Origin of the sequence: Streptomyces sp. BHT-5-2 (genome assembly GCF_019774615.1) — a bacterium.
GTDB lineage: Bacteria > Actinomycetota > Actinomycetes > Streptomycetales > Streptomycetaceae > Streptomyces.
Genome location: NZ_CP081496.1, coordinates 5,084,889 through 5,109,145 on the forward strand (window position 1 = coordinate 5,084,889; position 24,257 = coordinate 5,109,145).

Annotated in this window: 21 protein-coding genes; 9 read left to right on the forward strand and 12 right to left on the reverse strand. The window is 74.5% G+C overall.

The window, feature by feature from the left end:
• Nucleotides 1–39 precede the first annotated feature (39 nt).
• From mppJ to K2224_RS22515, 5 genes are all read right to left on the reverse strand, one after another.
• Entirely contained in the window at nucleotides 40–1,053 is a 1,014-nt protein-coding gene (mppJ, locus tag K2224_RS22495; protein ID WP_221908324.1) for a phenylpyruvate C(3)-methyltransferase, read from the reverse strand.
• 178 nt (nucleotides 1,054–1,231) lie between these two features.
• The gene (locus K2224_RS22500; protein ID WP_221908325.1) at nucleotides 1,232–2,764 is read right to left on the reverse strand and encodes a glycosyltransferase family 39 protein; all 1,533 of its coding nucleotides are present in this window, start codon (nucleotides 2,762–2,764) and stop codon (nucleotides 1,232–1,234) included.
• A 53-nt stretch (nucleotides 2,765–2,817) separates the two neighbouring features.
• Entirely contained in the window at nucleotides 2,818–4,443 is a 1,626-nt protein-coding gene (locus K2224_RS22505; RefSeq protein ID WP_260692893.1) for a glycosyltransferase family 39 protein, read from the reverse strand.
• 90 nt (nucleotides 4,444–4,533) lie between these two features.
• Nucleotides 4,534–5,709, reverse strand: a complete 1,176-nt coding sequence (locus K2224_RS22510) for a glycosyltransferase family 2 protein (RefSeq protein ID WP_221908326.1) — start codon at nucleotides 5,707–5,709, stop codon at nucleotides 4,534–4,536.
• A gap of 117 nt (nucleotides 5,710–5,826) precedes the next feature.
• Nucleotides 5,827–6,708 carry a LysR substrate-binding domain-containing protein gene (locus K2224_RS22515; protein WP_221908327.1) on the reverse strand — a complete coding sequence of 294 codons (882 nt, stop codon included), beginning with the start codon at nucleotides 6,706–6,708 and terminating at the stop codon, nucleotides 5,827–5,829.
• A 140-nt stretch (nucleotides 6,709–6,848) separates the two neighbouring features.
• Here K2224_RS22515 and K2224_RS22520 point away from each other — a divergent pair, with 140 nt between their 5' ends.
• The 4 genes from K2224_RS22520 to dhaM all read left to right on the forward strand — a co-directional run bounded on the left by K2224_RS22520 (nucleotide 6,849) and on the right by dhaM (nucleotide 10,670).
• Entirely contained in the window at nucleotides 6,849–8,324 is a 1,476-nt protein-coding gene (locus K2224_RS22520; protein WP_221908328.1) for an MFS transporter, read from the forward strand.
• A 247-nt stretch (nucleotides 8,325–8,571) separates the two neighbouring features.
• The gene (gene dhaK, locus K2224_RS22525; RefSeq protein ID WP_221908329.1) at nucleotides 8,572–9,564 is read left to right on the forward strand and encodes a dihydroxyacetone kinase subunit DhaK; all 993 of its coding nucleotides are present in this window, start codon (nucleotides 8,572–8,574) and stop codon (nucleotides 9,562–9,564) included.
• A 129-nt stretch (nucleotides 9,565–9,693) separates the two neighbouring features.
• On the forward strand, nucleotides 9,694–10,260 hold the full coding sequence (dhaL, locus tag K2224_RS22530; protein WP_221909875.1) for a dihydroxyacetone kinase subunit DhaL: 567 nt from the start codon (nucleotides 9,694–9,696) through the stop codon (nucleotides 10,258–10,260).
• The gene (dhaM, locus tag K2224_RS22535) at nucleotides 10,257–10,670 is read left to right on the forward strand and encodes a dihydroxyacetone kinase phosphoryl donor subunit DhaM (protein WP_221908330.1); all 414 of its coding nucleotides are present in this window, start codon (nucleotides 10,257–10,259) and stop codon (nucleotides 10,668–10,670) included. Before dhaL ends, dhaM begins: the two co-directional genes overlap by 4 nt.
• Nucleotides 10,671–10,698: 28 nt before the next feature.
• On the opposite strand, the gene K2224_RS22540 is transcribed toward dhaM, so the two are convergent.
• Entirely contained in the window at nucleotides 10,699–11,517 is an 819-nt protein-coding gene (locus tag K2224_RS22540; RefSeq protein ID WP_221908331.1) for an SAM-dependent methyltransferase, read from the reverse strand.
• Between the two features lie 360 nt (nucleotides 11,518–11,877).
• Here K2224_RS22540 and K2224_RS22545 point away from each other — a divergent pair, with 360 nt between their 5' ends.
• The gene (locus tag K2224_RS22545) at nucleotides 11,878–12,507 is read left to right on the forward strand and encodes an RNA polymerase sigma factor (RefSeq protein WP_260692894.1); all 630 of its coding nucleotides are present in this window, start codon (nucleotides 11,878–11,880) and stop codon (nucleotides 12,505–12,507) included.
• A 41-nt stretch (nucleotides 12,508–12,548) separates the two neighbouring features.
• Nucleotides 12,549–13,313 (forward strand): hypothetical protein, encoded by a 765-nt coding sequence (locus tag K2224_RS22550; protein ID WP_260692895.1) that lies wholly within the window; start codon nucleotides 12,549–12,551, stop codon nucleotides 13,311–13,313.
• Between the two features lie 17 nt (nucleotides 13,314–13,330).
• On the opposite strand, the gene K2224_RS22555 is transcribed toward K2224_RS22550, so the two are convergent.
• Genes K2224_RS22555 through K2224_RS22565 form a run of 3 tightly spaced genes read right to left on the reverse strand, consistent with a single transcriptional unit; the run spans nucleotide 13,331 to nucleotide 17,611 of the window.
• On the reverse strand, nucleotides 13,331–14,905 hold the full coding sequence (locus tag K2224_RS22555; protein WP_221908333.1) for an aldehyde dehydrogenase family protein: 1,575 nt from the start codon (nucleotides 14,903–14,905) through the stop codon (nucleotides 13,331–13,333).
• A gap of 31 nt (nucleotides 14,906–14,936) precedes the next feature.
• Nucleotides 14,937–16,370: a VOC family protein gene (locus tag K2224_RS22560; protein WP_221908334.1), complete on the reverse strand. Its 1,434-nt coding sequence runs from the start codon at nucleotides 16,368–16,370 to the stop codon at nucleotides 14,937–14,939.
• Between the two features lie 32 nt (nucleotides 16,371–16,402).
• Nucleotides 16,403–17,611: an FAD-binding oxidoreductase gene (locus tag K2224_RS22565; RefSeq protein ID WP_221908335.1), complete on the reverse strand. Its 1,209-nt coding sequence runs from the start codon at nucleotides 17,609–17,611 to the stop codon at nucleotides 16,403–16,405.
• A gap of 217 nt (nucleotides 17,612–17,828) precedes the next feature.
• Between K2224_RS22565 and K2224_RS22570 the strand changes: the two genes are divergently transcribed.
• Nucleotides 17,829–19,079 (forward strand): LysR family transcriptional regulator, encoded by a 1,251-nt coding sequence (locus K2224_RS22570; RefSeq protein WP_260692896.1) that lies wholly within the window; start codon nucleotides 17,829–17,831, stop codon nucleotides 19,077–19,079.
• Here K2224_RS22570 and K2224_RS22575 read toward each other — a convergent pair.
• The 3 genes from K2224_RS22575 to K2224_RS22585 form a co-directional block, all read right to left on the reverse strand.
• Complete coding sequence (locus K2224_RS22575; RefSeq protein WP_260692897.1) at nucleotides 18,995–19,399, reverse strand: STAS domain-containing protein; 405 nt, start codon at nucleotides 19,397–19,399, stop codon at nucleotides 18,995–18,997. The two genes, K2224_RS22570 and K2224_RS22575, sit on opposite strands and share 85 nt — an antisense overlap.
• Nucleotides 19,400–19,764: 365 nt before the next feature.
• Nucleotides 19,765–20,256: an NUDIX domain-containing protein gene (locus K2224_RS22580; protein ID WP_221908336.1), complete on the reverse strand. Its 492-nt coding sequence runs from the start codon at nucleotides 20,254–20,256 to the stop codon at nucleotides 19,765–19,767.
• 65 nt (nucleotides 20,257–20,321) lie between these two features.
• The gene (locus K2224_RS22585; protein WP_221908337.1) at nucleotides 20,322–21,857 is read right to left on the reverse strand and encodes an ATP-dependent DNA ligase; all 1,536 of its coding nucleotides are present in this window, start codon (nucleotides 21,855–21,857) and stop codon (nucleotides 20,322–20,324) included.
• A gap of 195 nt (nucleotides 21,858–22,052) precedes the next feature.
• Between K2224_RS22585 and K2224_RS22590 the strand changes: the two genes are divergently transcribed.
• Nucleotides 22,053–22,772 (forward strand): histone deacetylase, encoded by a 720-nt coding sequence (locus K2224_RS22590; protein ID WP_221908338.1) that lies wholly within the window; start codon nucleotides 22,053–22,055, stop codon nucleotides 22,770–22,772.
• Between the two features lie 123 nt (nucleotides 22,773–22,895).
• A complete protein-coding gene (locus K2224_RS22595) occupies nucleotides 22,896–24,227 on the forward strand; it encodes a phosphoribosyltransferase (RefSeq protein ID WP_221908339.1) in 1,332 nt (443 codons plus the stop codon).
• The last annotated feature ends 30 nt before the right edge of the window (nucleotides 24,228–24,257 follow it).

Sequence of the window (24,257 nt, forward strand, 5' to 3'; positions counted from 1 at the left end):
AACCCCCTCAGCCGACGTGGTCGTTGGTGCCCTGCGCGGTTATTCGAGTTCGAAGACCACGGAGACCGACAGCGAATCGATGGCGTGCTTCTTCACGCACCGCCAGCCGCCCTCTTCGAATACCCCGTCCCATTCGTCGAGGGTCGGCAGATAGACGCCCATCATGTCGTGTCCGAACTCGAATCCCAGGGTGAATACGGGGAGTTCGGTGTCCGGAATGCCGACGGTGCGGGTGGCGTCGCCGAGCAGGAACCGGCGGACGTTCGGGAAGGACTCCCGCAGATTCCGCAGGATCCGCACGCAGTTCTCGCGGGGCCAGAAGTCGTGCCCCATCATGAAGCAGGTGAGCAGATCGACCTCGGCGAATTCCTCGGGCGCCTCGACCTGGTCGATGGTGCGGGCGTCGCCGCGCACGAAGGAGATCCGGTCGCCGAATCCCTTGGCGGCCACCTCCTGCTTGGCCATCTCGATCGCGCCGTCGGCGATGTCGATGCCCAGTCCGCGCGCGCCGGGGAACCGCCGGGCGAGCTGGATGAGCCGCTCGCCGCTGCCGGAGCCCAGGTCGGCGACGGTGGTGGGCTCGTAGCCCAGGCCGTCGACGGCGGACCAGAACGCCGGGTCGAAGTAGCGCTCGCTGATCTCCCGGCAGGCGTAGCTGATCGCCGCCGCGTCGCGCTGGTAGAAGTCGCCGACGCGGTTGGCGTTCGGCAGCACCTGCGGCATGCGGCGGAAGAGTTCGCCGCTGCCCTGGTTGAGCCAGTGGAACAGTGAACGGTGATGGTCGGCCTCGGCGAAGTACGGCCCGGGAAGAACCGTCTCGTCGTCCCGCCGCACGATTCCCACGCTCGCCAGGGCGGTGAACATACCGACCACCGCCGGCCGGTGCAGATCGTGCCGCACGGCGAAATCGGAAACGTCCAGCTTGCCGCTCTCCCGCAGCTCGTCAAGAGCTCCGAGCTCCCACGCGGCGCCTATGGCCGACGAGGCCAACGTCGAGTTGAAGATGTCTGCGACGGCGCGTCGCGCCTGCGCCTCGGAAACCTCGGTACTCATATCCCGCCTCCACCCCAACGGGGTCCGTCCGCAATTCGATTGGGCGTACGCATTCCAGCTATTTCCAGTCTCGGGGGAACTTCCCGGCCGATCCACGACTTTTACCGTGCAGCGAAGCAGGTCGCCCCGCGGCCCGGTCCGGGGGAGGTCCCCGCACCGGGCCGCGGGCCGGGACCCGTCACAGATACGCGTTGTAGTGGCGGTACTCGGGCCACTGCGCGGACCAGGGCTGCTTCAGTCCACGGCAGACGGTGATCGGCACGCCCTGCTCGGGGTTGTCGATGCCCAGCCCGTTGTCGATGTGGCCGACGACGGTGCACGAGCGGAAGCCCGCGGCGAGCCGGGCCCGGTCGATGCCGACCGCGATCACGACATCGGCGCGCGCCGGCGGCGGACCCCACTTGTGCAGCTCGTTGTGGCCGCTGTAGACGGTCGGCAGCCCGTGCCCGTACACGTCCAGGGCCCCCGCCTCACCGAAGTTGTCGACCAGCAGCACCGCCCGGTCGCGCTCGGCGGCCGGCAGCGCCCGGTAGGCCGCCTCGGTCTGCTGGACCATACGGGGCCAACCCACGGTCTCCAACGGCATGCTGGCGATCTGGAAGTCGCGCAGTGCGCTCTTGGGGATCACCGGCAGCGACAGCAGCATCTGCGCCGCGGCACTGAGCGCCATGCAGAACGCGAGCACCGAGAGCCGCAGCCTGCGCCGGCCGGCCCACCGGTCGGCGGCCACACACCCGGCGGCCAGCAGCGCGATGAGCAGTCCGCCGGTGTAGTCCGGCCGGCCGCCCTCGATCAGGTACGACGCCGCGGTGGCGGCCAAGTAGCCGACGCCCAGGGCCCGTACGGGCTTCCACTGCGGAACCCGGAACAGCTTCCACAGCCCGATCAGGCAGAGCACGAACAGCGCCGGCCCGAAGAGCAGCACGAGGTTGGTGGCGAACATGGCGCGGTTGGCCTCGCCGTCGGTGCCCGCCAGCCCCTCCGCCATCTGCAACTGCGGGAAGTCATGGGTGGCCTGGTAGATCAGGTTCGGCGCCCCGATGACCAGCGCCAGCGCGATGCCCGCGTACAGCCGCCGCTCCCGGAACACCTTCCGCGGCCCCACCAGCGCCAGCCCCACCAACAGGGCCACCGCCAGCAGCAGCACGATGTACTTGGCGTAGAGCCCCACGCCGACCACCACACCGGCCCACAGCCACCACTTCCCCTCGCCGCGCAGCAGCGCCCGCACCGCGAAGAGCAGCACCGCGGCCCAGGCGACGGTGTCGAAGCTGGTGGTGAGGATCCAGTGGCCGAAGCTCAGCACCATGGTCGAGGTGGCCACCCCGAACGCGGTCAGCGTCTGCGCCCGCCGGGTGCCGCCCAGTTCGGCGGCGATCAGCGCGCCGAGCAGGGTGACGACCACGGCGCACAGCACCGCGGGCACCCGGATCGCCCACATGCTGTCGCCGAAGACCGCCATCGCCGCGCGTACCGCCATCGGCAGCAGCGGCGGCTGGTCCACATAGCCCCAGGCGAAGCCGTGCTTCCCCAGCAGCCGGAAGTACAACTCGTCGGCGTGGTAGCCGTATTCACTCGCGAACGCGAACAGCAGCACGGCCAGTGCGGCCGCCACCACCGCGATCGGCCGCCACGCCACGGGCGCCGCCCGCAGCGGCGGTGCGCCGCCCGCCTTCGCCTTGCTCTCCCTGTCCAGGGACGTCGTCGTCATCACGCCTCATCTCCCGCCGAGTCTTCGCTTCTCCCCCGGTCCGGCCGGGCAGCTCAGCCGCTCAAGTAGTGGTAGGCGGGCCACAGCCGGGCCCACGGGGCCCTGCGGCCGTGGCAGACCGTCACCGGTTTGCCCTGTTCGGCGTTCTCCACGCCGACGCCGTTGTCCAGGTGGCCGACGACGGTGCAGCTGCGGAAGTCGGCGGCCAGCCGGGGCCGTTCGACACCCACCGCGACCACGACATCGGCCCACTCCGGCGGCGGACCCCACTTGTGCAGTTCGTTGTGACCGCTGTAGACGGGCGGCAGTCCGTGCCCGTACCGGTCCAGGGCCCCGCTCTCCCCGAGGTTGTCGGCCAGCACCACGGCGCGTTCGCGCTGCTCGGGCGGCAGCGCCAGGTAGGCGGTGCGCACCTGGTCGGCCAGCCGGGGCCAGCCCACGCTCTCCAGGGAGATGTTGTTCAGCGGAGTGAAAGGGGAGTTCTGCGGCAGCACCGGCAGCGCCATCAGCAGCTGCAGCACCGCACTGGCCGCCAGCCCGCCGCCCAACAGCACCTGCCGGAAGCGCCGTTGCCCCAGCCACCGGTCGACGGCCACCGCCCCCGCCGCGAACAGCGCGATCAGGAACCCGCCGACGTAGTCGGGCCGCCCCCCGCCGTAGATCGTCAGCGCCACCGCCACGCCGAACGCCGGTGCCAGCGCCCGCACCGGGCGCCAGGCCGGGTCGCGCAGCAGCCGCACCAGCCCGGCCGCCCACACCACGGTCGGCACCGGCCCGAACAGGATCACCAGGCTCGGCACGAAGATGACGCGGTTCATCGGTCCGTCGGTGGCGCCCAGCGCGTCGGCCATCTGCAACTGCGGGAAGTCGTGGGTGGCTTGATAGATCAGGTTCGGTGCCCCGATGACCAGCGCCAGCGCGATGCCCGCGTACAGCCACCGGTCCCGGAACACCTTCCGCGGCCCCACCAGCGCCAGCCCCACCAGCAGTCCCACCGGCAGCAGCGCCACGATGTACTTGGCGTACAGCGCCAGGCCGAGCACGATCCCCGCCCACACCCACCATCGGCCCTGGCCACGCAGCAGCGCCCGTACGACGCACAGCAGCAACGCGGACCAGGCGAGCAGGTCCAGGGTGGTGGTCACCATGATGTGGCCCACGCTGAGCACCAGGAACGAGCTGCCCAGGCCCAGCGCGGCCAGGGTCTGCGCCCGCCGGGAGCCGCCGAGTTCGGCGGCGATCAGCGTGCCGAGCAGCACCACGGCGCCGGCGCACAGCGCGGCCGGCACCCGGATCGCCCAGACCGAGTCGCCGAGGACCTGGGTCGTGGCGTGCACCAGTGCCGGCACCAGCGGCGGCTGGTCGGTGTACCCCCACGCCCAGCCGCGCTCGCCCAGCAGCCGGAAGTACAGCTCGTCGACGTTGTAGCCGTACCGGCCGGCCAGCGCGAGCAGCAGTACGACGACGGCGCAGGCCACCGCGGCGGCCGTCCGCCAGGCCGGCCGCACCCGCGGTCCGGCAACCGGCACATCCCGCACCTCAACAGCGACCGCCGCCACGTCCACCGCCCCATCCGCCGTCGAAAGCCAGTCGTAAGCCGCGTCGTGAGGCACTTCATGAGGCACTTCATGAGGCACGACGTCGGTCACGGCGCCGTCCGGTCCGGACGGCGCGATCATCGACTGGAGTCTCCTGTCGGGCCGGGGCGGACCGCCACGAGTTTGCGTTGTCAGCTAAGCAGCGCGCCCATACGGGGCACCGGCGCCCCTTCAGGCGGTGCGCTCCTCCCCCGCACCGTGCACCGCCGCGGCCCGCCGACGCTGCCTGCGCCGGTAGACCAACGTGTCCACGAGCAGGAACCGCAGCACGAACACCACCACCAGGCTCAGCACGGTCGCCGGCACCGGCCCCATCCCGGCCCGCTCCACGAACAGCACCATCAACGGGATCCGGGCCAGCAGATCGAGGTTGCTGAGCGCCGCGAACCCCACCAGCCGGCCGGCCCAGTGCCCCTGCTTCACGCTGCGGTAGACCAGGAAGTCCAACAGGGCGAAGTTCCAGACCACCCCGAGCTGGTTGGCGAGCACCTCGGCCACCGCGTAGTTCAGCGAGGTGAGGCCGGTCAGCGCGCTCAGCGCCAGCAGGTTCGGGACGAACCCGGAGACCCCGATCAGCCCGAACGCCACCATCCGCGCCCGCTTGTCGCTGCTCCGCAGCTCCGCGAGGTGCCGCAGGAACCGCAACCCCTCCCGCACCGTCGACTTGGACTCCCCCGCGAACCGCTCCCCGAACTCGTACGGCACCTCGGCCACCCCGCGCGGCCGGCAGCGCACCGCGAGCTCCAGCAGGATCTTGTACCCCAGCGGCCGCAGCCCGCCCTCCTGCCGCGCCTCGCCCTCCCGCGCGGCCCGCTCGACCGCCTCCCGGCGGATGGCGAAGAACCCGCTCATCGGGTCGGAGACCCCGCGCAGCAGCCGCGGGAACAGCGCCTTGGTCAGCTTCGTCGACACCCCGGACACCGCCATCCGGTACCCGCCGGCCAGCCCGCTGCGGCTGCCGCCGTCCGCGTACCTGCTGGCGACCACCAGTTCCGCCCCGGCCCGCTCGCCGGCCCGCACCAACTCCGGCATCAGGTGCGGCGGATGCTGCAGATCGGCGTCCATCACCACGATCCACGGCTTGCTGGTGCGCGCGATCCCGGCCACCACCGCCCCGCCGAGCCCGCCCTCGGGCACCTCCCGGTGCAGCACCGCGACCGGGATCGGCACCCGGCCGGCCGCCTTCTCGATGACCTCCGGCGTGTTGTCCGTCGAGTCGTCGACGAACAGCACGTCGACGTCCCACCCGGTCGGAACCGCCGCGCTCACCACGTCCAGCAACTCATCGATGTTCCCTGCCTCGTTGAACGTCGGAACGATCAGCGACACGGCCGGCGCGGAAGCCATGGCTCCTCCTGAGGGGTCAGCAACTGTCACCACAGCGGTCACCAGATCCCAGGACAGCCCGGAACTCACCATGTTTTACGGAGAAGTCAAACTGACCGACCGGCCGTTCGACGCAGCTCAGCGGTCCCGCGTACCGGTCGTCCCGGACGAGTTCCGGTCCTGGAGCCCGGCCCGGATCAGCCGGCGCACGGTGCGGGCGTCACGGGCACCGACGTGGTCCGCGATCCGGACGCCGACGACGACGCCCGGCGGTACCGGCAGGCCGTGCGCGGGGTGCAGCCGGTCGGGCAGGCGCCCCAGACGGGGCAGGAGGGTGTAGCCGAGCCCGGCCCGGACGGCCGACTGGATTCCGGCCAGGTCCGGGGCCTCGGCGACGATGCGGTAGCGGATGCGGGCCGCGTTCAGCGTCCTGAGGGCACCCGTGCGCAGCCCGCAATGGTCGTCGAAGAGCACCAACGGCAGAGGGGCCGCGAGGGGTTCGGCGTCGGCCGGTCGGGCCCCGCCGACCCAGTGCGTGGGCAGGATGCCGCGCCCGGCCGGCTCGTCGGCGAGTCGCTCCAGGACGAGCGCCGCGTCGAGCTGGTGGTTCGCCATCGCGTCGCGCAGACGGGCGCTGCGGCCGAGCCTGACCTGGACCGTCCGGTGCGGAAGCGCCGCGCGCACCTCGTCCACCAGCCCCGGGAGCAGCAGGTCCGCGGCGTGGTCCATGGCGCCGATGGTGAACGTGCCGGTGCGGGTGCGGAACTCGTCGACGGCCGCGTCGTGGGCCTCCAGGATGGTGTGCGCATGCGCCAGCATCCGCTCCCCGGCGGGCGTGAACCGGATCGACCGCCCCTCGCGGACGACGAGTTCGGCGCCGAGGCCGTCCTCCAGGCGCTGGACATGCCGGCTGACGGCGGCCTGGGTCAGGTGCAGGGCGCCGGCGGCCTTGTGGAAGCCGCCGCAGGCCGCGACGGCGACGAGGCTGCGCAGCGGGGCGATGTCGAGGGTGACCGGCATGCGTCGACCCTAGCGAGACCACGCGACAACCGATACGGGTCCGCTATCGATCCCGACCCCTCATCGATACCGATCCGTCATCGATGATGAAACGGAATCATTGTTGGACGCGGCGGGGGCCGGCCTCCGAGGGTGGGGGCATGTCACGTGAATCCGCCACCCGCCCCGGCCTGGTGTTGGCCGTGTGCTGCCTGAGCCTGCTCATCGTGGGCGTCGACAACACGATCGTCACGATCGCCCTGCCCTCGATACGCGCCGATCTGCACACCTCGTTCGCCGCGGCCCAGTGGACCGTCGACGCCTATCAACTCGTACTGGGCGCCCTGCTGTTGACGGCCGGGGCGACGGCGGACCGGTGGGGCCGGCGCCGCACCCTGCAGGCCGGTCTCGCGGTGTTCACGGTGACGTCCCTGCTGTGCGGCGTGGCGCCGACGGCCGGCTGGCTCATCGCGTTCCGGGTGGCGCAGGCGGTCGGCGCCTCGATGATGAACCCGGTGGCGATGGCGATCGTGGCGCAGGTCCACCCGGATCCGGGGAAGCGCGCGAAGGCGTTCGGCGTCTGGAGCGGGGTGTACGGGCTGAGCATGGCGATCGGCCCGGTCCTGGGCGGGTACCTCGTCGACGGCGCGGGGTGGCGGTCGGTCTTCTGGGTCGACGTGCCGGTCGGGATCGCCGCGATCGCGCTGTGCGCGCGGTTCGTTCCGGAGTCCAGGGCCCCGCGGCCGCGCGCCGCGGACCCGGCCGGGCAGGCCATGGTGGTGGTGCTGCTGCTGGCGCTCGCCTACGCGATCATCGAGGGCCCCGCGCTGGGCTGGGGCTCGGCGGCCGTCGTCGGCCTGCTGGCCGTTGCCGCCGGCACCGCCGCGGTGCTGGTGCGGTGGGAACGGCGCCGGGACGAGCCGCTGATCGACCCGCGCTTCTTCGCCAGTGCACCGTTCAGCGGCGGCGTCGTCATGGCCCTGGTCGGCATGGCCGCCGCGGGTGGCTATCTGTGGGTGATGACGTTCTACCTACAGGACGCCCGGGGGATGACGCCCTCGGCCGCCGGCACCTTCCTGCTGCCGCTGGCGCTCACGGTGCTGGTCGTCGCACCGCTCTCGGGACGGCTGGCCGCGCGCCGGGGGCCGCGGATCCCGCTGGTGCTCAGCGGGGCCGGGATCGCGCTCGGGGCGCTCACGCTCACCCGGTTGCGGCCGGACACCCCGGGCTGGCTGCTGACCACCTCTCTTGTGCTGCTGGGCCTGGGGTTCGGGATGCTCAACGCGCCCATCACCGCGATCTCGGTCGAGGGCATGCCGCCGGCCCGGTCCGGGGTGGCCTCGGCGGTCGCCTCCACCGGCCGCCAGACCGGCCAGGCCCTCGGCGTGGCGGTGACCGGCGCGCTCATCGTCCCCCGCCTCGCCCCGGGCGACGTCGCCGGATCGCTGCCGGCCGCCAGTCACGCGGGCTGGTGGACGATCGCCGCCGGCGGCCTGGTCGTGACGGTCGTCGCCGCCGCGACCACGACGAGGAGGGCGCTGCGCACCACCCGCCGGGTCGCCGGCCTCGTCGACGCCGAAGCCGGGCCCGTCGCGGCCCCGGACGACCGGCGGGCGACTCCCGCCCGGGACCGGTGACGGGCGGCCGCCACCGGGCGCGACGGCCGGATGTCCCCCGGCCGCCGGCTGCCCCGTTCGAGTGGACGGGACGGGGGCTCGCGCCGCGTGCGCGGGGCGGGCGGCGGCCCAGGGAGCCCGGCGCGGCGGAGAAACCTCGTGGACGGCGGTGCGTCGAACTCCTCGGAGCCCGATACTTGATCCGCCGAGGCGTGCCCGGGAAGACTCGGATCATGGCCATGCTTGCTGAGCTCCCTGGGAGGTACCCGTGAGGATGCTGATCAACGTCCCCGAGACCGTGGTGGCGGACGCCCTGCGAGGGTTCGCCGCGGCGCATCCGGAGCTGGTGGTGGACGTGGCGAACCGGGTGATCGTGCGGCGGGACGCACCGGTGGCCGGGAAGGTGGCGCTGGTCTCCGGGGGCGGAAGCGGGCACGAGCCGTTGCACGGGGGGTTCGTGGGGCCGGGGATGCTGGACGCGGCCTGCCCGGGAGAGGTGTTCACCTCGCCGGTGCCGGACCAGATGGTGCGGGCCGCGGCGGCGGTGGACAGCGGGCACGGCGTGCTGTTCGTGGTGAAGAACTACACCGGCGACGTGCTCAACTTCCGGATGGCGGCGGAGCTGGCGGAGGACGAGGGGGTGCAGGTCGCCTCGGTGCTGGTGGACGACGACGTGGCGGTGCGCGACTCGACGTTCACGGCCGGGCGGCGCGGGACGGGGGCCACGCTGTTCGTGGAGAAGATCGCGGGCGCGGCGGCCGAGGAGGGGATGCCGCTGGAGCGGGTCGAGGCGCTGGCCCGGCAGGTCGTGGCGTCGTCCCGGAGCTTCGGCGTGGCGCTGAGCGCCTGCTCGACACCGGCCAAGGGCGGCCCTACCTTCGAACTCCCTGAAGGCGAGCTGGAGTTGGGGGTGGGCATCCACGGCGAGCCGGGGCGGGAGCGGCGGGCCATGATGACCGCGCACGAGATCGCGGACGCCGCGGTGGACGCGGTGCTGGCGGACCTCCGGCCCCGGCTGCCGGTGCTGGTGCTGGTGAACGGCATGGGGGCGACGCCGCTGCTGGAGCTGTACGGCTTCGCCGCGGAGGTGCACCGGGTGCTCGACGAGCGTCAGGTGGCGGCGGCCCGTACGTTGGTGGGGAACTACGTCACGTCGCTGGACATGGCCGGCTGCTCGGTGACGTTGTGTCAGGTCGACGAGGAACTGCTGCGGTTGTGGGACGCGCCGGTGGCGACGGCCGGCCTGCGGTGGGGGCGGTAGCGGCCGGCCACCGGGTGCCGTCGTGACGTGCACGGTGTTGACTGTCGCAGACGTTGTTGGCTGTCGGTTGTGCAGAGGGGTGATGGTGTGGTGGACGTGACGCTTGACGGTGCGTTCTTCGTACGGTGGATGGCCGCGGCGGCCGGTCTGGTCGAGCGGGAGGCCGGGCGGCTCACGGAGCTGGACTCGGCCATCGGCGACGCCGATCACGGGACCAACATGCAGCGGGGCTTCGCCGCCGTGGTGAAGGCGCTGGAGTCCGAGCCGCCCGCCGCGCCGGGCGCGGTGCTGATGACCGCGGGGCGGCAGCTGATCTCGACGGTGGGCGGCGCGGCCGGGCCGCTGTACGGGACGCTGCTGCGGCGGGCCGGGAAGCGGCTGGGCGAGGCACCGCAGGTGACGGCGGCGGAGTTGCAGGCGGGACTGCGGGCCGGGCTGGACTCGGTGCGGGAGCTGGGGGGTGCCGCACCCGGCGACAAGACCATGGTGGACGCCCTCGTGCCGGCCGTGGAGGCGCTGGGGGACTCGCTCGACGCGGCCGCCGCGGCGGCCGACGAGGGGGCCCGGGCGACGGTGCCGATGCTCGCGCGCAAGGGCCGGGCCAGCTATCTCGGGGAGCGGAGCATCGGGCATCAGGACCCCGGGGCGACGTCCACCGCGCTGCTGTTCGCGGCACTGGCGGAGGTGGCGCGATGAGCGACGCGCGGCCGGTGGTGGGCATCGTGCTGGTCTCGCACAGCAAGGCGGTCGCGGAGGCGGTCGCGGAGCTGGCCGCCGGACTGACCGGGGACGGTGCCACGGCCCCGGTGGCCGCGGCGGGCGGGACCCCGGACGGCGGGCTGGGGACGAGCGCCGAGCTGATCGCGTCCGCGGCCCGGGAGGTGGACCGCGGCGCGGGAGTGGCGCTGCTGGTCGATCTCGGCAGCGCGGTGCTGACGGTGAAGGCGATGGTCGCCGAGGGCGACGAACTCCCGCCGGACGCCCGGCTGGTGGACGCGCCGTTCGTCGAGGGGGCGGTGGCCGCCGTGGTCAGCGCGTCGGCCGGGGCGGATCTGGCGGCGGTGGCGGCGGCGGCCGAGGAGGCGTACGGCTACCGGAAGCATTGAGCGGGGGGGCCGCCGCGCGGACGCCGGGTCAGGGTTTGCGGGCGACCGCGGCGTAGCTGGCGGCCTCGCCGTCGGTGACGTGGGTGGCGTCCTCGGGGCGGTCGGGGCGCCACTGGTGGGAGAGGGTGACGCCGGGGTCGAGGAGTTCCCACCCGTCGAAGAAGCGCAGGAACTCCTCGCGGGTGCGGAACTGCAGCTCGGTGCCCGCCTCGCGGTAGATCCCGAGGATCCGGTGCATGGTGTCGGGGCTGAAGTCGGGGGTGGCGTGGGTCATCGCCAGCGTGCTGCCGCTGGGGAGGGCGGACTTCAGGGCCGCCACGACGGTGTGCGCGCGGTCCCGGCCGTCGTCGGTGACGAAGTGCATCAGGGCGTTCAGGCTCAGGGCGACCGGCCGGGTCAGGTCGAGGGTTGCGCGCAGCTGCGGGGCGGTCAGGATGCTCGCGGGGTCGGTGACGTCGGCCGGTACGTACGCGGTGCGGCCCTCGGGGGTGCCGCGCAGCAGGGCGGCGGCGTGCGCGAGCACGACGGGGTCGTTGTCGGTGTAGACGACGCGGGCGTCGGGGGCGGTGCGCTGGGCGATCTCGTGGAGGTTGGGCGAGGTGGGGATGCCGGTGCCGATGTCCAGGAACTGCCGCAGGCCCGCGGCGGCGAGGTGCCGGGTGGCGCGGTGCATGAACTCGCGGTTTATGCGGGCGGCCACCAGCGCGGCGGGGAAGACGCCCAGGACCCGGCCGGCGGCCATCCGGTCGGCCAGGAAGTTGGTCTTGCCGCCCAGCATGTAGTCGTAGATCCGGGCCGAGTGGGCCCGGTCCAGTTGTAGGTCCACCACCGGCTCGTGGTCGTTCATCGCGTGCTGCCTCCCGCCGCCTGATGGGTCGCCGGAAGAGCGCTCCCGGGGAGCGGCGACCGCGTGGTGAGCACTGCCCGGCGTGTGCGCGTTCATGCGCCGGGCGGAGTCGTACGCGGGGCGCCTGGTGGCGTGCGCCGGGGTGCCGGTGGTCGCGCGATGGGCATGGGCGTCCGCTTCTGATCGTTCTCGATCACGAGTAGTCGGGTGACTGCGGAGCGCAGGATTATTTGTCGCCGGGTGCCACAAATCCACGAGGTTTGCTGTTGATTGGAGGGTGAGGGCAAACCGTCCTCCCGGCGCGGCCGCCGTCCTCGGTGGCGCCGCGGCGGTGCACGGCGAACGGAACGAGGACGGCGCGTGAGCACACACCGGAACCGACTTCTGCCGGCCCTGGGATCGAGCCGTGCCGCCATAACGGAGCCGGCTCCGCCACCGGAGTCGGGCCGTCGGCTGTCGCTGGCCTTCGAGGCGTTCCTGTCGACCCACGCCCGCAAGTGGCTGGCCTACGCCTATCTGCACACCGGCAGCGAGGACGCGGCCCGCGCGGTGACCCGGGCGGCGTACGAGCGGCTCGGCCGGGTGTGGCCGCACGCGCTGCGGCAGGCGTCGGTCGAGGCGTACGCCTGGGCGCTGCTCAAGGAGCAGGTCATGGAGTGGCTCTACGACCACCGGCAGTCGACGGCGCTCACCGAGACCGCCGCCTTCGCCGTCGTCACCCATGCCCTGCTGCGCGAGTGCCAGCAGCAGTTCGCCGTGCTGGAGAGCCAGTTGGGGCTCTACGCGGCGATCTCCCGGCTGCCGGAGCGGCAGTGCGACGTGATCGTGCTCCGGCACGTCATCGGCTACGGCGACGCGCAGATCGCCGCGCTGCTCGGGGTGGACGAGGTCACCGTGCGTTCGTACGCGAGCCGGGGCCGGCGGAAGCTGGCCGCCGCGCTCGGCATCGATCAGGGACAGCCGGCCCGACCGGCCGGAGATCAGCGGTAGTCGGACAGAGCCGGGCAGAGTCGAACATGGGGGAACGGAACATGACGAGGGCGTATCGGGGTCCCGGCGAGCGGCGGGAGACCGTCGAGTCGCTGCTCAGCGCCGCCGCGGCGGTGTCCGGGATCGGCGGACTGGCGGATTTCGGCGCACTGGACGAGGCGGGGGCGCTGGACGGGCTGGGCTGTCTGACGCCGGCGACGGAGTGGTCGGAGCGGTCACCGCGGGCGGTGGTGCCGCCGCCGGCCGGTCCTGACCGGGCCGCACCCAGCGCGTATCCCACCGCCCGCGACGAGGCCACCCACGAGCTGCAACTGGCGTGCGCCCTGGTGGTCAACGCGGCGGCGGCCGCGGCGAGTCTGGAGCGGCTGGTGGACGACCACCACATCGACCCGGAGGGGGCCCTGGTCTTCGGGTGCCTGCTGCACATCACCGGGCGGTCGGCGGCGGCGCGGTTCTGGTGGCTCTTCGGCGCCGGCGCGGGCAGCCGGACCGCCGCGTACTGCCTGTATCTGGCGCACCGCCGGGACGGCGAGTTCCGCGACGCCGCCTACTGGCGCGAGCAGGCCGCGCACGCGCCCGACGAGGAGCCGCGGGCGGTGGCGGCCTTCGACGAGCGGCAGCTGCTGCCGGACGAGGCCCGGCACAACCTCCTCGTCCAGTGGCACAGCGGACTGGCGCCGACGCTGCCGGCCGCGCTGGAGAACGTCATCAACCGGCTGGTGGTGGAGGGCGACGACGAGGACTTCGGGGCCATCCCCCGGCCGTCGCCGACGCTGGTGGCGGACCTGGGCCGGGCCATGAACTGACGCCGGCGGGCGGGCGGTCAGAGGAAGTCGACGCCCTGGGCGAGCGGCAGGTCGGCGGAGTAGTTGACGGTGTTGGTGGCCCGGCGCATATAGGAGCGCCAGGCGTCGGAGCCGGACTCCCGGCCGCCGCCGGTCTCCTTCTCGCCGCCGAACGCGCCGCCGATCTCCGCGCCCGAGGTGCCGATGTTGACGTTGGCGATGCCGCAGTCGGAGCCGTCGGCGGCCAGGAATGCCTCGGCCTCCCGCTGGTCGCGGGTGAAGATGCTGGAGGACAGGCCCTGCGGCACGCCGTTCTGGAGGGCGATGGCCTCCTCCAGGGTGCGGTAGGCCAGGACGTAGAGGATCGGCGCGAAGGTCTCGGTGCGGACGATGTCGGCCTGGGCGGGCATCCGGACGAGGGCGGGGCGGACGTAGGCGGCGTCCGGGGCCTCGTCGGCGAACCGGCGGTCGCCGCCGGTGACGACGGTGCCGCCGGCGCGCCGCGCGGCGGCCAGCGCCTCGGTCATCGCGGTGTGCGCGGCGGTGCTGATCAGCGGTCCGACGAGGGTTCCGGGCCGGTAGGGGTCGCCGAGCGGGAGCTGTTGGTAGGCGTGGGCGACGCGTTCGACGAGGCGGTCGGCGAGGTCCTCGTGGACGATCAGCCGGCGCAGGGTGGTACAGCGCTGGCCCGCGGTGCCGGCGGCGGCGAAGACCACACCGCGGACGGTGAGGTCGAGGTCGGCGGAGGGGGCGACCACCGCGGCGTTGTTGCCGCCGAGTTCCAGCAGGCAGCGGCCGAAGCGGGCGGCGACCCGCGGCGCCACCTGCCGTCCCATCCGCACCGACCCGGTGGCGCTGACCAGGGCCACCCGGGGGTCGTCGGCGAGCAGTTCACCGTGTTCCGGTCCGCCGAGCAGCAGGTGGTGGAGGCCGGGCGGGGCTCCGGTGTCGGCGGCGGCGCGGGCGAGCAGGGCGGCGCAGGCGAGGGCGGTGAGCGGGGTCAGTTCGGAGGGCTTCCAGACCACCGGGTCACCGCAGACCAGGGCGAGGGCGGTGTTCCAGGACCACACGGCGACGGGGAAGTTGAAGGCGGAGATCACCCCGGCGACGCCGAGCGGGTGCCAGCTCTCGGAGAGCCGGTGGCCGGGGCGTTCGCCGGCGATGGTGCGGCCGTAGAGCTGGCGGGAGAGGCCGACGGCGAAGTCGCAGATGTCGATCATCTCCCGGACCTCGCCGAGCGCCTCGGAGCGGATCTTGCCGGCTTCGAGGGTGACGAGGTCGGCGAGGTCCTCCTGGTGGGCGGTGAGGAGTTCGCCGAGGCGTTTGACCAGGGCGCCGCGGACCGGGGCCGGGACGGTGCGCCAGGCGAGGAAGGTGCGGTGGGCGTCGGCGAGGGCGGCCTCGGCCTGCTCGGGGGTGGTGGCGGGCAGGTGGGCGAGGACGGCGCCGGTGAGCGGGGTCCGGGCGGCGACCGTGGCGGTGTCCCCGGGGGCGGCCTCCGGGTACACGTCGAGCCCGGCCGCGCCGCAGCGGCGCAGCGCGGTGGTGGCGCGGGCCCGCAGGGCGTCGGTGCCCGGAAGGCCGAGGGTGGCTGGTTGTGCGCTGACGGTCATCGACAACTCCCTTGTGTTTCAAGGTATGTGACTAGGCGTTGGATGCGGGTGGGGCCAGGGCGGCCAGGGCCTCGTCGGCCTGTAGGGCGGCCAGGGCCCGGCGCAGCGAGCGCTCCTGCTGTTCGCCGTAGAGCGCGAACGGGTCGAGCACCGGGCGGTCCAGGGTCGCGGAGAGGCGTTCGGCGTCGAAGGGGGTGCCGTCGCGGTGCGGGTCGCGGGTGCCGTCGCCGGTGAGGTTGGAGTGGAAGATGCCGGCGGCGGAGCGGGGCAGGAAGTCCTCGTAGACCAGGGGGCGGGCGGTGAGCCAGCCTTCGGCGAGCAGGGCGGGCAGGCCGGCGGGCGGGCGGCGGCCGTCGCGGGGGCGGTCGGTCACCGGGTGGTAGGTGAAGAACGCCAGCCGCTCGGCGGCGAGTTCGGCCTCGGTGCGGGGGAAGCCGTCGTCCCACACGGCGCGGGCGGTCGTCCGCCGGTCGGCGTCGGGGCGCTCGGCGGTCCGGCGGTCGGTCTCGGCCATGAGGGCGTCGTAGCGGGCCCGGCCGGTGCGGGTCAGTGCGATGCCGCGGGCCTCGACCTCGCCGAAGCGGACGCGCAGCGCGCCGCGGGTGAGCCGGCCGCCGGGGTCGCGGAAGGTACGGGGTTCGGCCAGGGCGCGGAAGGAGGTCTGGCGCAGCAGGACGTCGGGGCCGGCCCAGCGCGGGGGCCCCTGGATGCGGTCGATCATGGCGATGCCGCGCTCCCCCATCCGCCGGTAGAGGGCGTCGATGTCCAGGACGCGCGGGGTGAGGTGGTTGACGTGGGTGGTGGTGACCCCGCCGATGTCGGCGGCGACCGCGGAGATCCGTTCCAGTTCGGCGTACCAGGCGCGGTCGACGGGCTCGGTGGAGAGGGTGAACGCGCCGACGGCGAGGGTCAGGAAGCGTTCCGCGGCGGGTTCGTCCAGGCCCTGTTCGCGTTCGGCGCGCTCGGCCAGGCCGAGGAGTTCGGGCGGGAAGAGGCGGCGGCGGGCGAGGAAGGCGGTAAGGCGGGCCTCCAGGTCCGGGTCGAAGAAGCGGCGGTCGCCGGTGGTGAGGAGGGAGGTGAAGACGCGGAAGGGGTTGCGGTCGAGTTCGGCGGGGTCGGTGGGGCGGAAGGCGGTGGAGACGACGGGGACCGCCCCGACGGCGCCGTCCCGGAGGTCGTAGAAGCCGACCGGGTGCATGCCGAGGGCGGCGAAGATCCGGGCGGCCTGGCGGAGTTCGGCGGGGGTGCCGACGCGGATGGCGCCGTGGCGTTCGGCGGTGACCCGGTCCAGGCCGCCGAGCCGGCCGGCGTCCGGGTCGCGGGCGGCGACCTCGTCGTTGATCTGCCCGGTGACCTCCAGGAGGGTGGTGTAGGCGGGGACTTCGGTGCCGTACATGGCGGAGAGCCGGCGGGCGAACGCGGCGCGCAGCCGCCAGGTGGGGATCGTGGCCAGGGGGCCTGCCATGGGGGCTCCTCTCCGGGGACGGGGCGGATGTTTCAGATGATGTGGGCCTCGGGCCGGGCGGCGGCGTGCCGGCCGTCGAAGCGGGTGGCGGCGAGCGGGCCGATGTCGAGGAAGGGTTCGCGGCGCAGGTAGAGGTCGCGGACCAGCTCGCCGACGGCGGGGGCCTGGAGGAAACCGTGACCCGAGAAGCCGGTGGCGTAGAGGAAGCGGCCGGGGTGCGGGGCCTCGCCGATGAGGGCGTTGCGGTCGGGGGTCATCTCATAGAGGCCGGCCCAGCCGCCGGTCACCGGCAGGTCGGCCAGCGCCGGTGCCCGACGGGCCGCGGCGGCCCGGAAGGGGACCAGCCATTCGCGGCTGAACTCCCGGTCGTAGCCGGGTGGTTGGGCGGGGTCGGAGAGGCCGAGGAGCAGCCCGTCGGCGCCGTCGTTGTGGAAGTAGAGGGTGGAGGCGTAGTCGAGGGTGAAGGGGATACGGGGCGGGCGGGGGCGCAGCGGCCCGGTGAAGGCGATCTGCCGGCGCAGCGGGGTGACCGGGAGGGCGACCCCGGCCAGCGCGCCGACCTGCCCGGACCAGGCGCCGGCGCAGCAGATCACGGTGCGGGTGCGGACGGTGCCGTGCGGGGTGCGGACGGCCCGGAGCCGGCCGTCGGCGGTGTCGATGGCGGTGACCGGGCAGCGGGTGCGGACGGTGGCGCCGAGCCGGCGGGCCGCACGGAGGTAGCCGGTGACGGCGGCCCTGGGGGTGGCGTAGCCGTCGTTGGGCGAGAAGGCGGCGGCGACGAGGGTGCCGGGGTCGAGGTAGGGGCACAGGTCGCGGGCGGCGCGCGGGGTGATCAGCCGGCTGGGCACGCCGTGGGCGTTCTGCAGCTCGACGCCGGCGGCGAAGGTGTCGCGTTCGGTCTCGTCGCCCAGGAGGAAGAGGTAGCCGACGGTCTCCAGGCCGATGTCGGCGCCGGGGCGGCGGGCGAAGTCCCGCCAGGCGTCCAGGCTGCGCAGGCCGAGCCGGATGTTGAGCGGGTCGGAGAACTGTGCGCGGACCCCGCCCAGCGGTTTGCCGGAGGAGCCGCCGGCGGGCAGGTCGCGTTCGAGCAGCAGCACCCGGCCGGCGTCCGCCTCGGCCAGGTGGAAGGCGATGCTCGCGCCGATCACCCCGCCGCCGATGACCACGATGTCGGCGGAGGCGGGGAGCGGGGCGGGCTGCGGGTCGCGGAGCGAGGGGGCCGAAGCCGTGGAGCGGGCCATCCGGGCCGCCTTCCCGTCGTCACATGGTCGGGTGGGCACGTCGTCACGCCGTGGGCCGTCCCGGCGGCGGACCGCGGGGCCGGTGCCCTTCGATGGTGACCGGCCGGGGGTCGGCCGTCCATGCAGCGTCGCTGCGGGTGATCTGTGAGGAGGTGTCGGCGTCCGCGGGTTTCGCGGGGCGCGGGTGGCGCCGGTGGCGGGTGGGTAGGGTCCCGCCGTGGAATTGCCGGGGGTGCAGCTGCGGACGCTGCTGGAGCTGACCCGGAGCCGGACGATGACGGCGGCGGCCACGGCACTGGGGTACACCCCGGGCGCGGTCTCCCTGCACATCGCCGCGCTGGAGCGGGCCACCGGCACCGAGCTGGTCCGGCGGGCCGGGCGCCGGGTGGAGCTGACGGACGCGGGGCGGACGCTGGCGGTGCACGCGGAGCGGATCCTGGGGGCGCAGGCCGAGGCGGTGGCGGCCCTGGAGCGGGCCCGCGGGGAGGTGGCCGGGCGGCTGCGGCTGGGGGTGTTCGGGACGGCGGCGGCGCTGCTCCTGCCGCCGGCGCTGCGGCGGCTGGCGGCCCGGCATCCGCAGGTGCGGGTGGTCGGCCGCGAGGTGGACGTGGACCAGGCGTACGCGGAGGTGCTGGCCGGGCGGGTCGATCTGGCGCTCGGCCTGGACTATCCGGACGCACCGCTGGCCCGGGACGGCGCGGTGGAGCTGGTGCGGCTGCGCACCGAGCGGTTCTCGCTGGCGGTGCCGGCCGGGCGGGCGCCCCGGGAGGCGGCCCCCCTGCCCCTGGCGGAGGCGGCGGCGTACGACTGGATCCTGCCGTCGGCCGGCTCGTACTACGGGCGGGCGATCCGGACGGCCTGCCGCCGGGCCGGCGGCGAGCCGCGGGTGGTGCACGAGGTGACGGACACCGCGACGTCGCTGGCGATGGTCGGGGCGGGGCTGGGGGTGGCGCCGCTGACCGGACTGATGCTGCGGCTGCGGTCGGCGGGGATCGCCGCGGTGCCGCTGCGGGAGACCGTCGAGCGGCACATCGTGGTGGCGGTCGGCACGGCCGCCCGGTCCCGGCCCTCGGTCGCGGCACTGATCGCCGCGCTACGCGCGGGCGCGGAACCGGACGCGGAGACGGACACGGCGTCGGACGCGGCGTCGGACGCGGCGTCGGACGCGGCGTCGAGGTCGGCGGCGGGGCCGGAGGCCGAAGCAAGGGACGGCCGGGAGCCGGGCCCCGAGGCGGCTCCGGGCCCGCGGGTCGGTGCCGGGCGGCCGGAGCGTCACACGCAGGGGTCAGCACGGACGGGCCGGACCGCTTCGCCCGCAGGCGTGACCGCTCCCCCGGATGGCGCAGCCGGTCCGCGGGCGGGCGGGCCCCGGGCGGGCGGTGGTCAGTCCGCGGGGTCCTCGGGCGGCGGCCACGCCGGGCGGCTGCCGTCGGGGACCGCGGCCAGGGCGTGGCCGACCGTCGGGTAGCAGGAGAAGACCCCGAGCGACTGCGTCCCGACCAGCAGCTTGAGCATCCGTACGCCCAGGGAGGCCAGGAGCAGCCGGCCCTCCAGGCGGCGGCAGAGCCATTCCAGGGCGAGCAGGCAGCTCAGGCCCCGGGAGTCGCAGAAGCGCAGGGCGGTCAGATCGAGCACGAGGAAGCGGTGGCCGGCCGAGACGACGGACCGGGCCTCGGCGAGGAACGCCTGCTCGGTGCGGAGGTCCAGCTCACCGCTGACCCGCAGCACCGCGCACTCGTCCTCCTGGACGAGTGCGGTGACCGCCAACGACCGCATCTCCGAGCTCATGCCGTCCAGCCTAAGCGCCGCGGTGCCCGGCACCACCGCCGTGCCACCGGCGTACGCGGGCGGGCTCCGGTGGCGGACACGGGTGTCCGCAAGGGCCCGAACGGGCCCGGACCAGCGACGCAGGCCCGAAAAGGAGCACTCGGAATCGGTCAGAAACAGGCGCATTTCCGTCCACTGCGGGCAACCTCGGGCAATAGAACCCGTGCCACAAACCCGGCTGCGGGCTGAGACGGGCACCGCCATGGCCGAACGGAAAGCACGCCGCGCGGCACCCGCCCGGACGGAGCGCGGCGGACGAGCGGGCGCACGGCGGCGCGCACCCGGTCGAGAGCGCACGCCCGGAACGGTGCCGGTGGTACCGGCCCTCAGCGCCCGGCCCCGGGCCCGCCCTCGGCGAGGGCGTCCGCCAGCCGGTCCAGGAACGCCCGCTGGGCCGTGATCAGCCGGTCGTACGCCTCCCCCGGTGTGCACCACGCCACCCGGTCGATCTCCGGGAAGGTCCGCATCGTCCCGGAGCCGCGCGGCCACTCCATCTCGAAGGTGCCCGGCTCGATCCGGTCCGGGTCGAGGTCGGCCTCGACGGCCCAGACCGTCACCACCTTGCCGCCGGACTGCCGGACGTCCCCCAGGGGCACGTACCGCCCGTCCGGCGGCACCGCACCCAGCTCCTCGGTGAACTCCCTGCGGGCCGCGGCCAGCGGCTCCTCCGGCGGCAGGTACTCGCCCTTGGGCACCGACCAGGCGCCGGCGTCCCGGCGGGCCCACAGCGGGCCGCCCATGTGCGCCAACAGCACCTCGACACCGCCGTCCGCACCACCGCGGTACAGCAACAGCCCGGCGCTCCGCTTCCCGGCCATCGTCCCGCCGCTCCCTCCGCTCCTGATTCCCGTATCGCTTCCCCTCACCGCTCCCGCACGTCACCTCAGCGGTGGGCGGCGAGCACGGTCTCCACGGTGTCGGCCTCCGCGGCCGTCTTGTCCTCCCGGTAGCGCACCACGCGGGCGAACCGGAGGGTGATCCCGGCCGGGTAGCGCGGCGAGGTCTGCAGCCCGTCGTAGGCGATCTCCACCACGAGTTCCGGACGGACCGTCACCGCATGGCCGTCGTCCGCCACCGCCAGTTGCCGGAGCCGTGCGGTCTGCCAGTCCAGGGTGGCATCGGTGAGCCCCTTGAAGGTCTTGCCCAGCATGACGAACCCGCCGTCCGCGGCCCGCGCCCCCAGGTGCAGGTTGGAGAGCCGTCCGGTGCGGCGGCCGTGGCCCCACTCGGCCGCCAGGACCACGAGGTCCAGGGTGTGCACCGGCTTCACCTTCAGCCAGGCCGCGCCCCGTCGGCCGGCGTTGTAGGGCGCGTCCAGGGACTTGACCACGACGCCCTCGTGGCCGCGCCGGAGGGTGGCGGCGAAGAATTCCGCGGCGGCGGCGCGGGCGCCGGGGTCCTCCGGATCCTCGACGACACAGCGCCGCACCCGCACCGACTCCGGTACGACGGCGGCGAGTTCGGCGTGCCGGCGGTCGCCGGGGAGGTCCAGCAGCTCGCGGTCGCCGAGCGCGAGCAGGTCGAAGAAGACCGGGGTCAGCGGGAGGGCGGCACGGGCCGCGGCGACGTCCTTCCGGGAGCCGAACCGGCCGGCGACCCGCTGGAACGGCACCGGGCGCCCGTCCGCGTCCAAGCCGATCATCTCACCGTCGAGGACGAGGCGCTCCGCCGGCAACTCCGCTACCAGGGCGGCGACTTCGGGCAGCCGACCGGTGACCTCGTCGAGGGTGCGGGTGTGCACCCGCACGTCCGGGCCGTCCCGGTGCACCTGGACCCGGATGCCGTCGAGCTTCTCCTCGACGGCGCAGCGGCCGAGCCGGCCGATCGCCTCGTCCACGGAGCCGGCGGTCTGCGCGAGCATCGGCCCGACCGGCCGGCCGACGGTGAGCCGGAAGCCGGCCAGCGCCGGCGGGCCCTCGGCGAGCAGCGCCCGGGCGACGTCCGGGAGCGAGCCGGCCAGCATCACCGCGCGCCGCACCGCGTCAGCGGGCGCGCCGGTGGCGGCGGCGAGCCCCTCGACGGCGAGCGCTTCCAGGGCGCCCTGCCGGACCTCGCCGGTCAGCAGCCCGTGGAGGAACCGCTGCTCCTGGGCGGTGGCGGCGGCGAGCAGCGTCCCGACCAGCCGGCGCCGTTCGGCCTGGGCGCCGGGGCCGGCGACCCGGGCCAGGGCGGTCAGCGCGGTGTCCACGTCGCGCACGGTGAGGGTGGGCCGGTCGGCGGGCGGCGGCGGGTCGCGCAGCGCGCTCCAACCGACGCCGATCCGCCCCCGCGGCAGCCGCCCGGCCAGACAGGGGATGACCACCGCGACGTCCTCCGGCGCGGCGGCCCGGAACAGCTCGGCCAGCAGCGCGGTCTTCCGCGACCGGGCCGAGGTCGCGGCGACCTCGCCCGAGACCCGTGCGAGAGCGGCGAGCAGCATACGGTCATCGTGCCCCCGCGCCGCCGGCCCCGCTCCCGCAGACCGCCCGCCCGCCTGCCTGCCCGCACGCCTCCCCTTCCGCACCCGGACGACCCGGGCGATCCGGACAGCCCGGACCGCCTCGTCGGCACACCCCGTCGGCACACCCCGTCGGCAGGCCCCGGCGACGCACTGCCGGGGCGCTACCGTGAGGAGGTGACCGCGCCCCGCGCCCCGGAACCCTTCGACGCCGACGGGAACGCCCGCCCGCTCCCCGTCACCCATGTCTGGTACGCCGCGTACGGCTCCAACACCCACCCCGGACGGCTCGGCTGCTATCTCGCCGGCGGCCGTCCGCCGGGCGGGTTGCGGGAGTTCCCGGGCTGCCGCGATCCCCGGCGGCCGCGGCGCAGCGCGCCGGTACTGCTGCGCGGGCGACTGTACTTCGCCACCGAGTCCGCGGTGTGGACCGGCGGCCGGGCCTTCTACGACCCCGACGCCGACAGCGAAACCCCCGCCCACGCCCACCTCCTGACGCTTGGTCAGTTCTCCGACGTGGCGGCACAGGAGATGTACCGGGAACCGGTCGCGGACCTCGATCTGACGGAGGTCCTCGCCGCCGGGCGCGCCCGGCTCGGCCCCGGCCGCTACGAGACGCTGGTCTGCGCCGGCCGGCTCGACGGCCATCCGGTCCTGACGTTCACGGCGCCCTGGCGGAGCACCGAGGTCCCGCCGAACCCGCCCTCCCCCGCCTATCTGCGCCTGATCGGGACCGGCATCGCCGTCGCCCACGGCTGGTCCGCGCTCCGCACGGCGGAGTACCTCGCCACGTGCCCGGGGGTGCACCCTCGGTGGTCGGTACCGGAGATCACCGCCCTGCTGGCCGCCGACCCGGACTCGGCCGGGCCGGCCCCGCCACCCGGACCCGCGAACTGACCGGCGCGGCTCAGCGACCAGCAGCTCAGTGACCAGCGCGGCTTGCGGAACGACCGGGACGGAGTTATTCCGGACTTAGGTGTGGACGTGGCTTCCGTCTCCCCTGGGTAGGGGGTGCACACTGTGCTGTTCACTGACCGCGCAGACGCCGGACGGCGGCTCGCCGAGGCGCTGCGCCACTTGGAGAAGGAAGAGCCCGTCGTCCTGGGCCTGCCCCGCGGCGGCGTCCCCGTGGCCTATCAGGTTGCCCAGGCGCTGCGCGCGCCCCTCGATGTGATCGTGGTCCGCAAGCTCGGCGTCCCGTACCAGCGGGAACTGGGCTTCGGCGCGATCGGCGAGGGCGGCGTCCGGGTCCTCAGCGAGGACATCATCCGCCGGGGCCGGGTCGCGCCCGAGGACGTCGACGCGGTGCAGCGCACCGAGGAGGCGGAACTCTCGCGCCGGGCCGAACGGTTCCGGGCCGGCCGCCCGCGGCTGCCGCTCGACGGCCGGACCGCGATCGTCGTCGACGACGGCATCGCGACCGGATCGACCGCGGCGGCCGCCTGCCAGGTGGTCCGCGCCCAGGGCGCGGCCCGGGTCGTACTGGCCGTGCCGGTCGCCCCGCCGGACGCCGCCGAGCGTCTGCGCACCGCGGCCGACGAGTTCGTCTGCCTGTCCACCCCGTATGCGTTCGCGGCGGTGGGCGAGTGGTATCAGGACTTCTCGCAGACCTCCGACGACGAGGTGGTCTCCCTGCTTTCCCAGGCCGCGGGCGGCACCACCGCCCCGACCGGTACGGCGCACGGCGCCCGTACGACGACGGCGCACCGGGCGGGCGACTGGGAGGAGGTGCGGATCGAGGCCGGGCCGGTCCGGCTGGTCGGCGACCTCACCCTGCCGGTACCGGGCGGGCCGGTCGTGATGTTCGCGCACGGCTCCGGCAGCAGCCGGCACAGCCCGCGCAACCGCGCGGTGGCCACCGCCCTGAACCGCGCGGGCCTGGGCACCCTCCTCTTCGACCTGCTCACCCCGGCCGAGGAGGCCGACCGGGCCAAGGTCTTCGACATCGAGACCCTGGCCCGGCGGCTGGCCGAGGCCACCCGCTGGCTGCGGGCCCGGGAGGACGTCCCGATCGGCTACTTCGGCGCGAGCACGGGCGCCGCGGCCGCCCTGCGGGCCGCCGCCTACCCCGACGCGGACATCGGCGCCGTGGTCTCCCGCGGCGGCCGCCCCGACCTCGCGGGCCGCTCGCTGCTCTCCGCCGTACGGGCCCCGACGCTGCTGATCGTCGGCGGCGCCGACACCCTGGTACTGGATCTCAACCGCCAGGCGCAGTCCGCGCTGGTCTGCGAGAACAGACTGGAAGTCGTGCCCGGCGCGACCCACCTCTTCGAGGAGCGCGGAGCCCTGGACAAGGTGTCCACCCTCGCCCGCGACTGGTTCACCCGCCACTTCCGTCTGCTCCCGGCATAACGGGGCCGCATAACGGGGCCGCATCGCAGG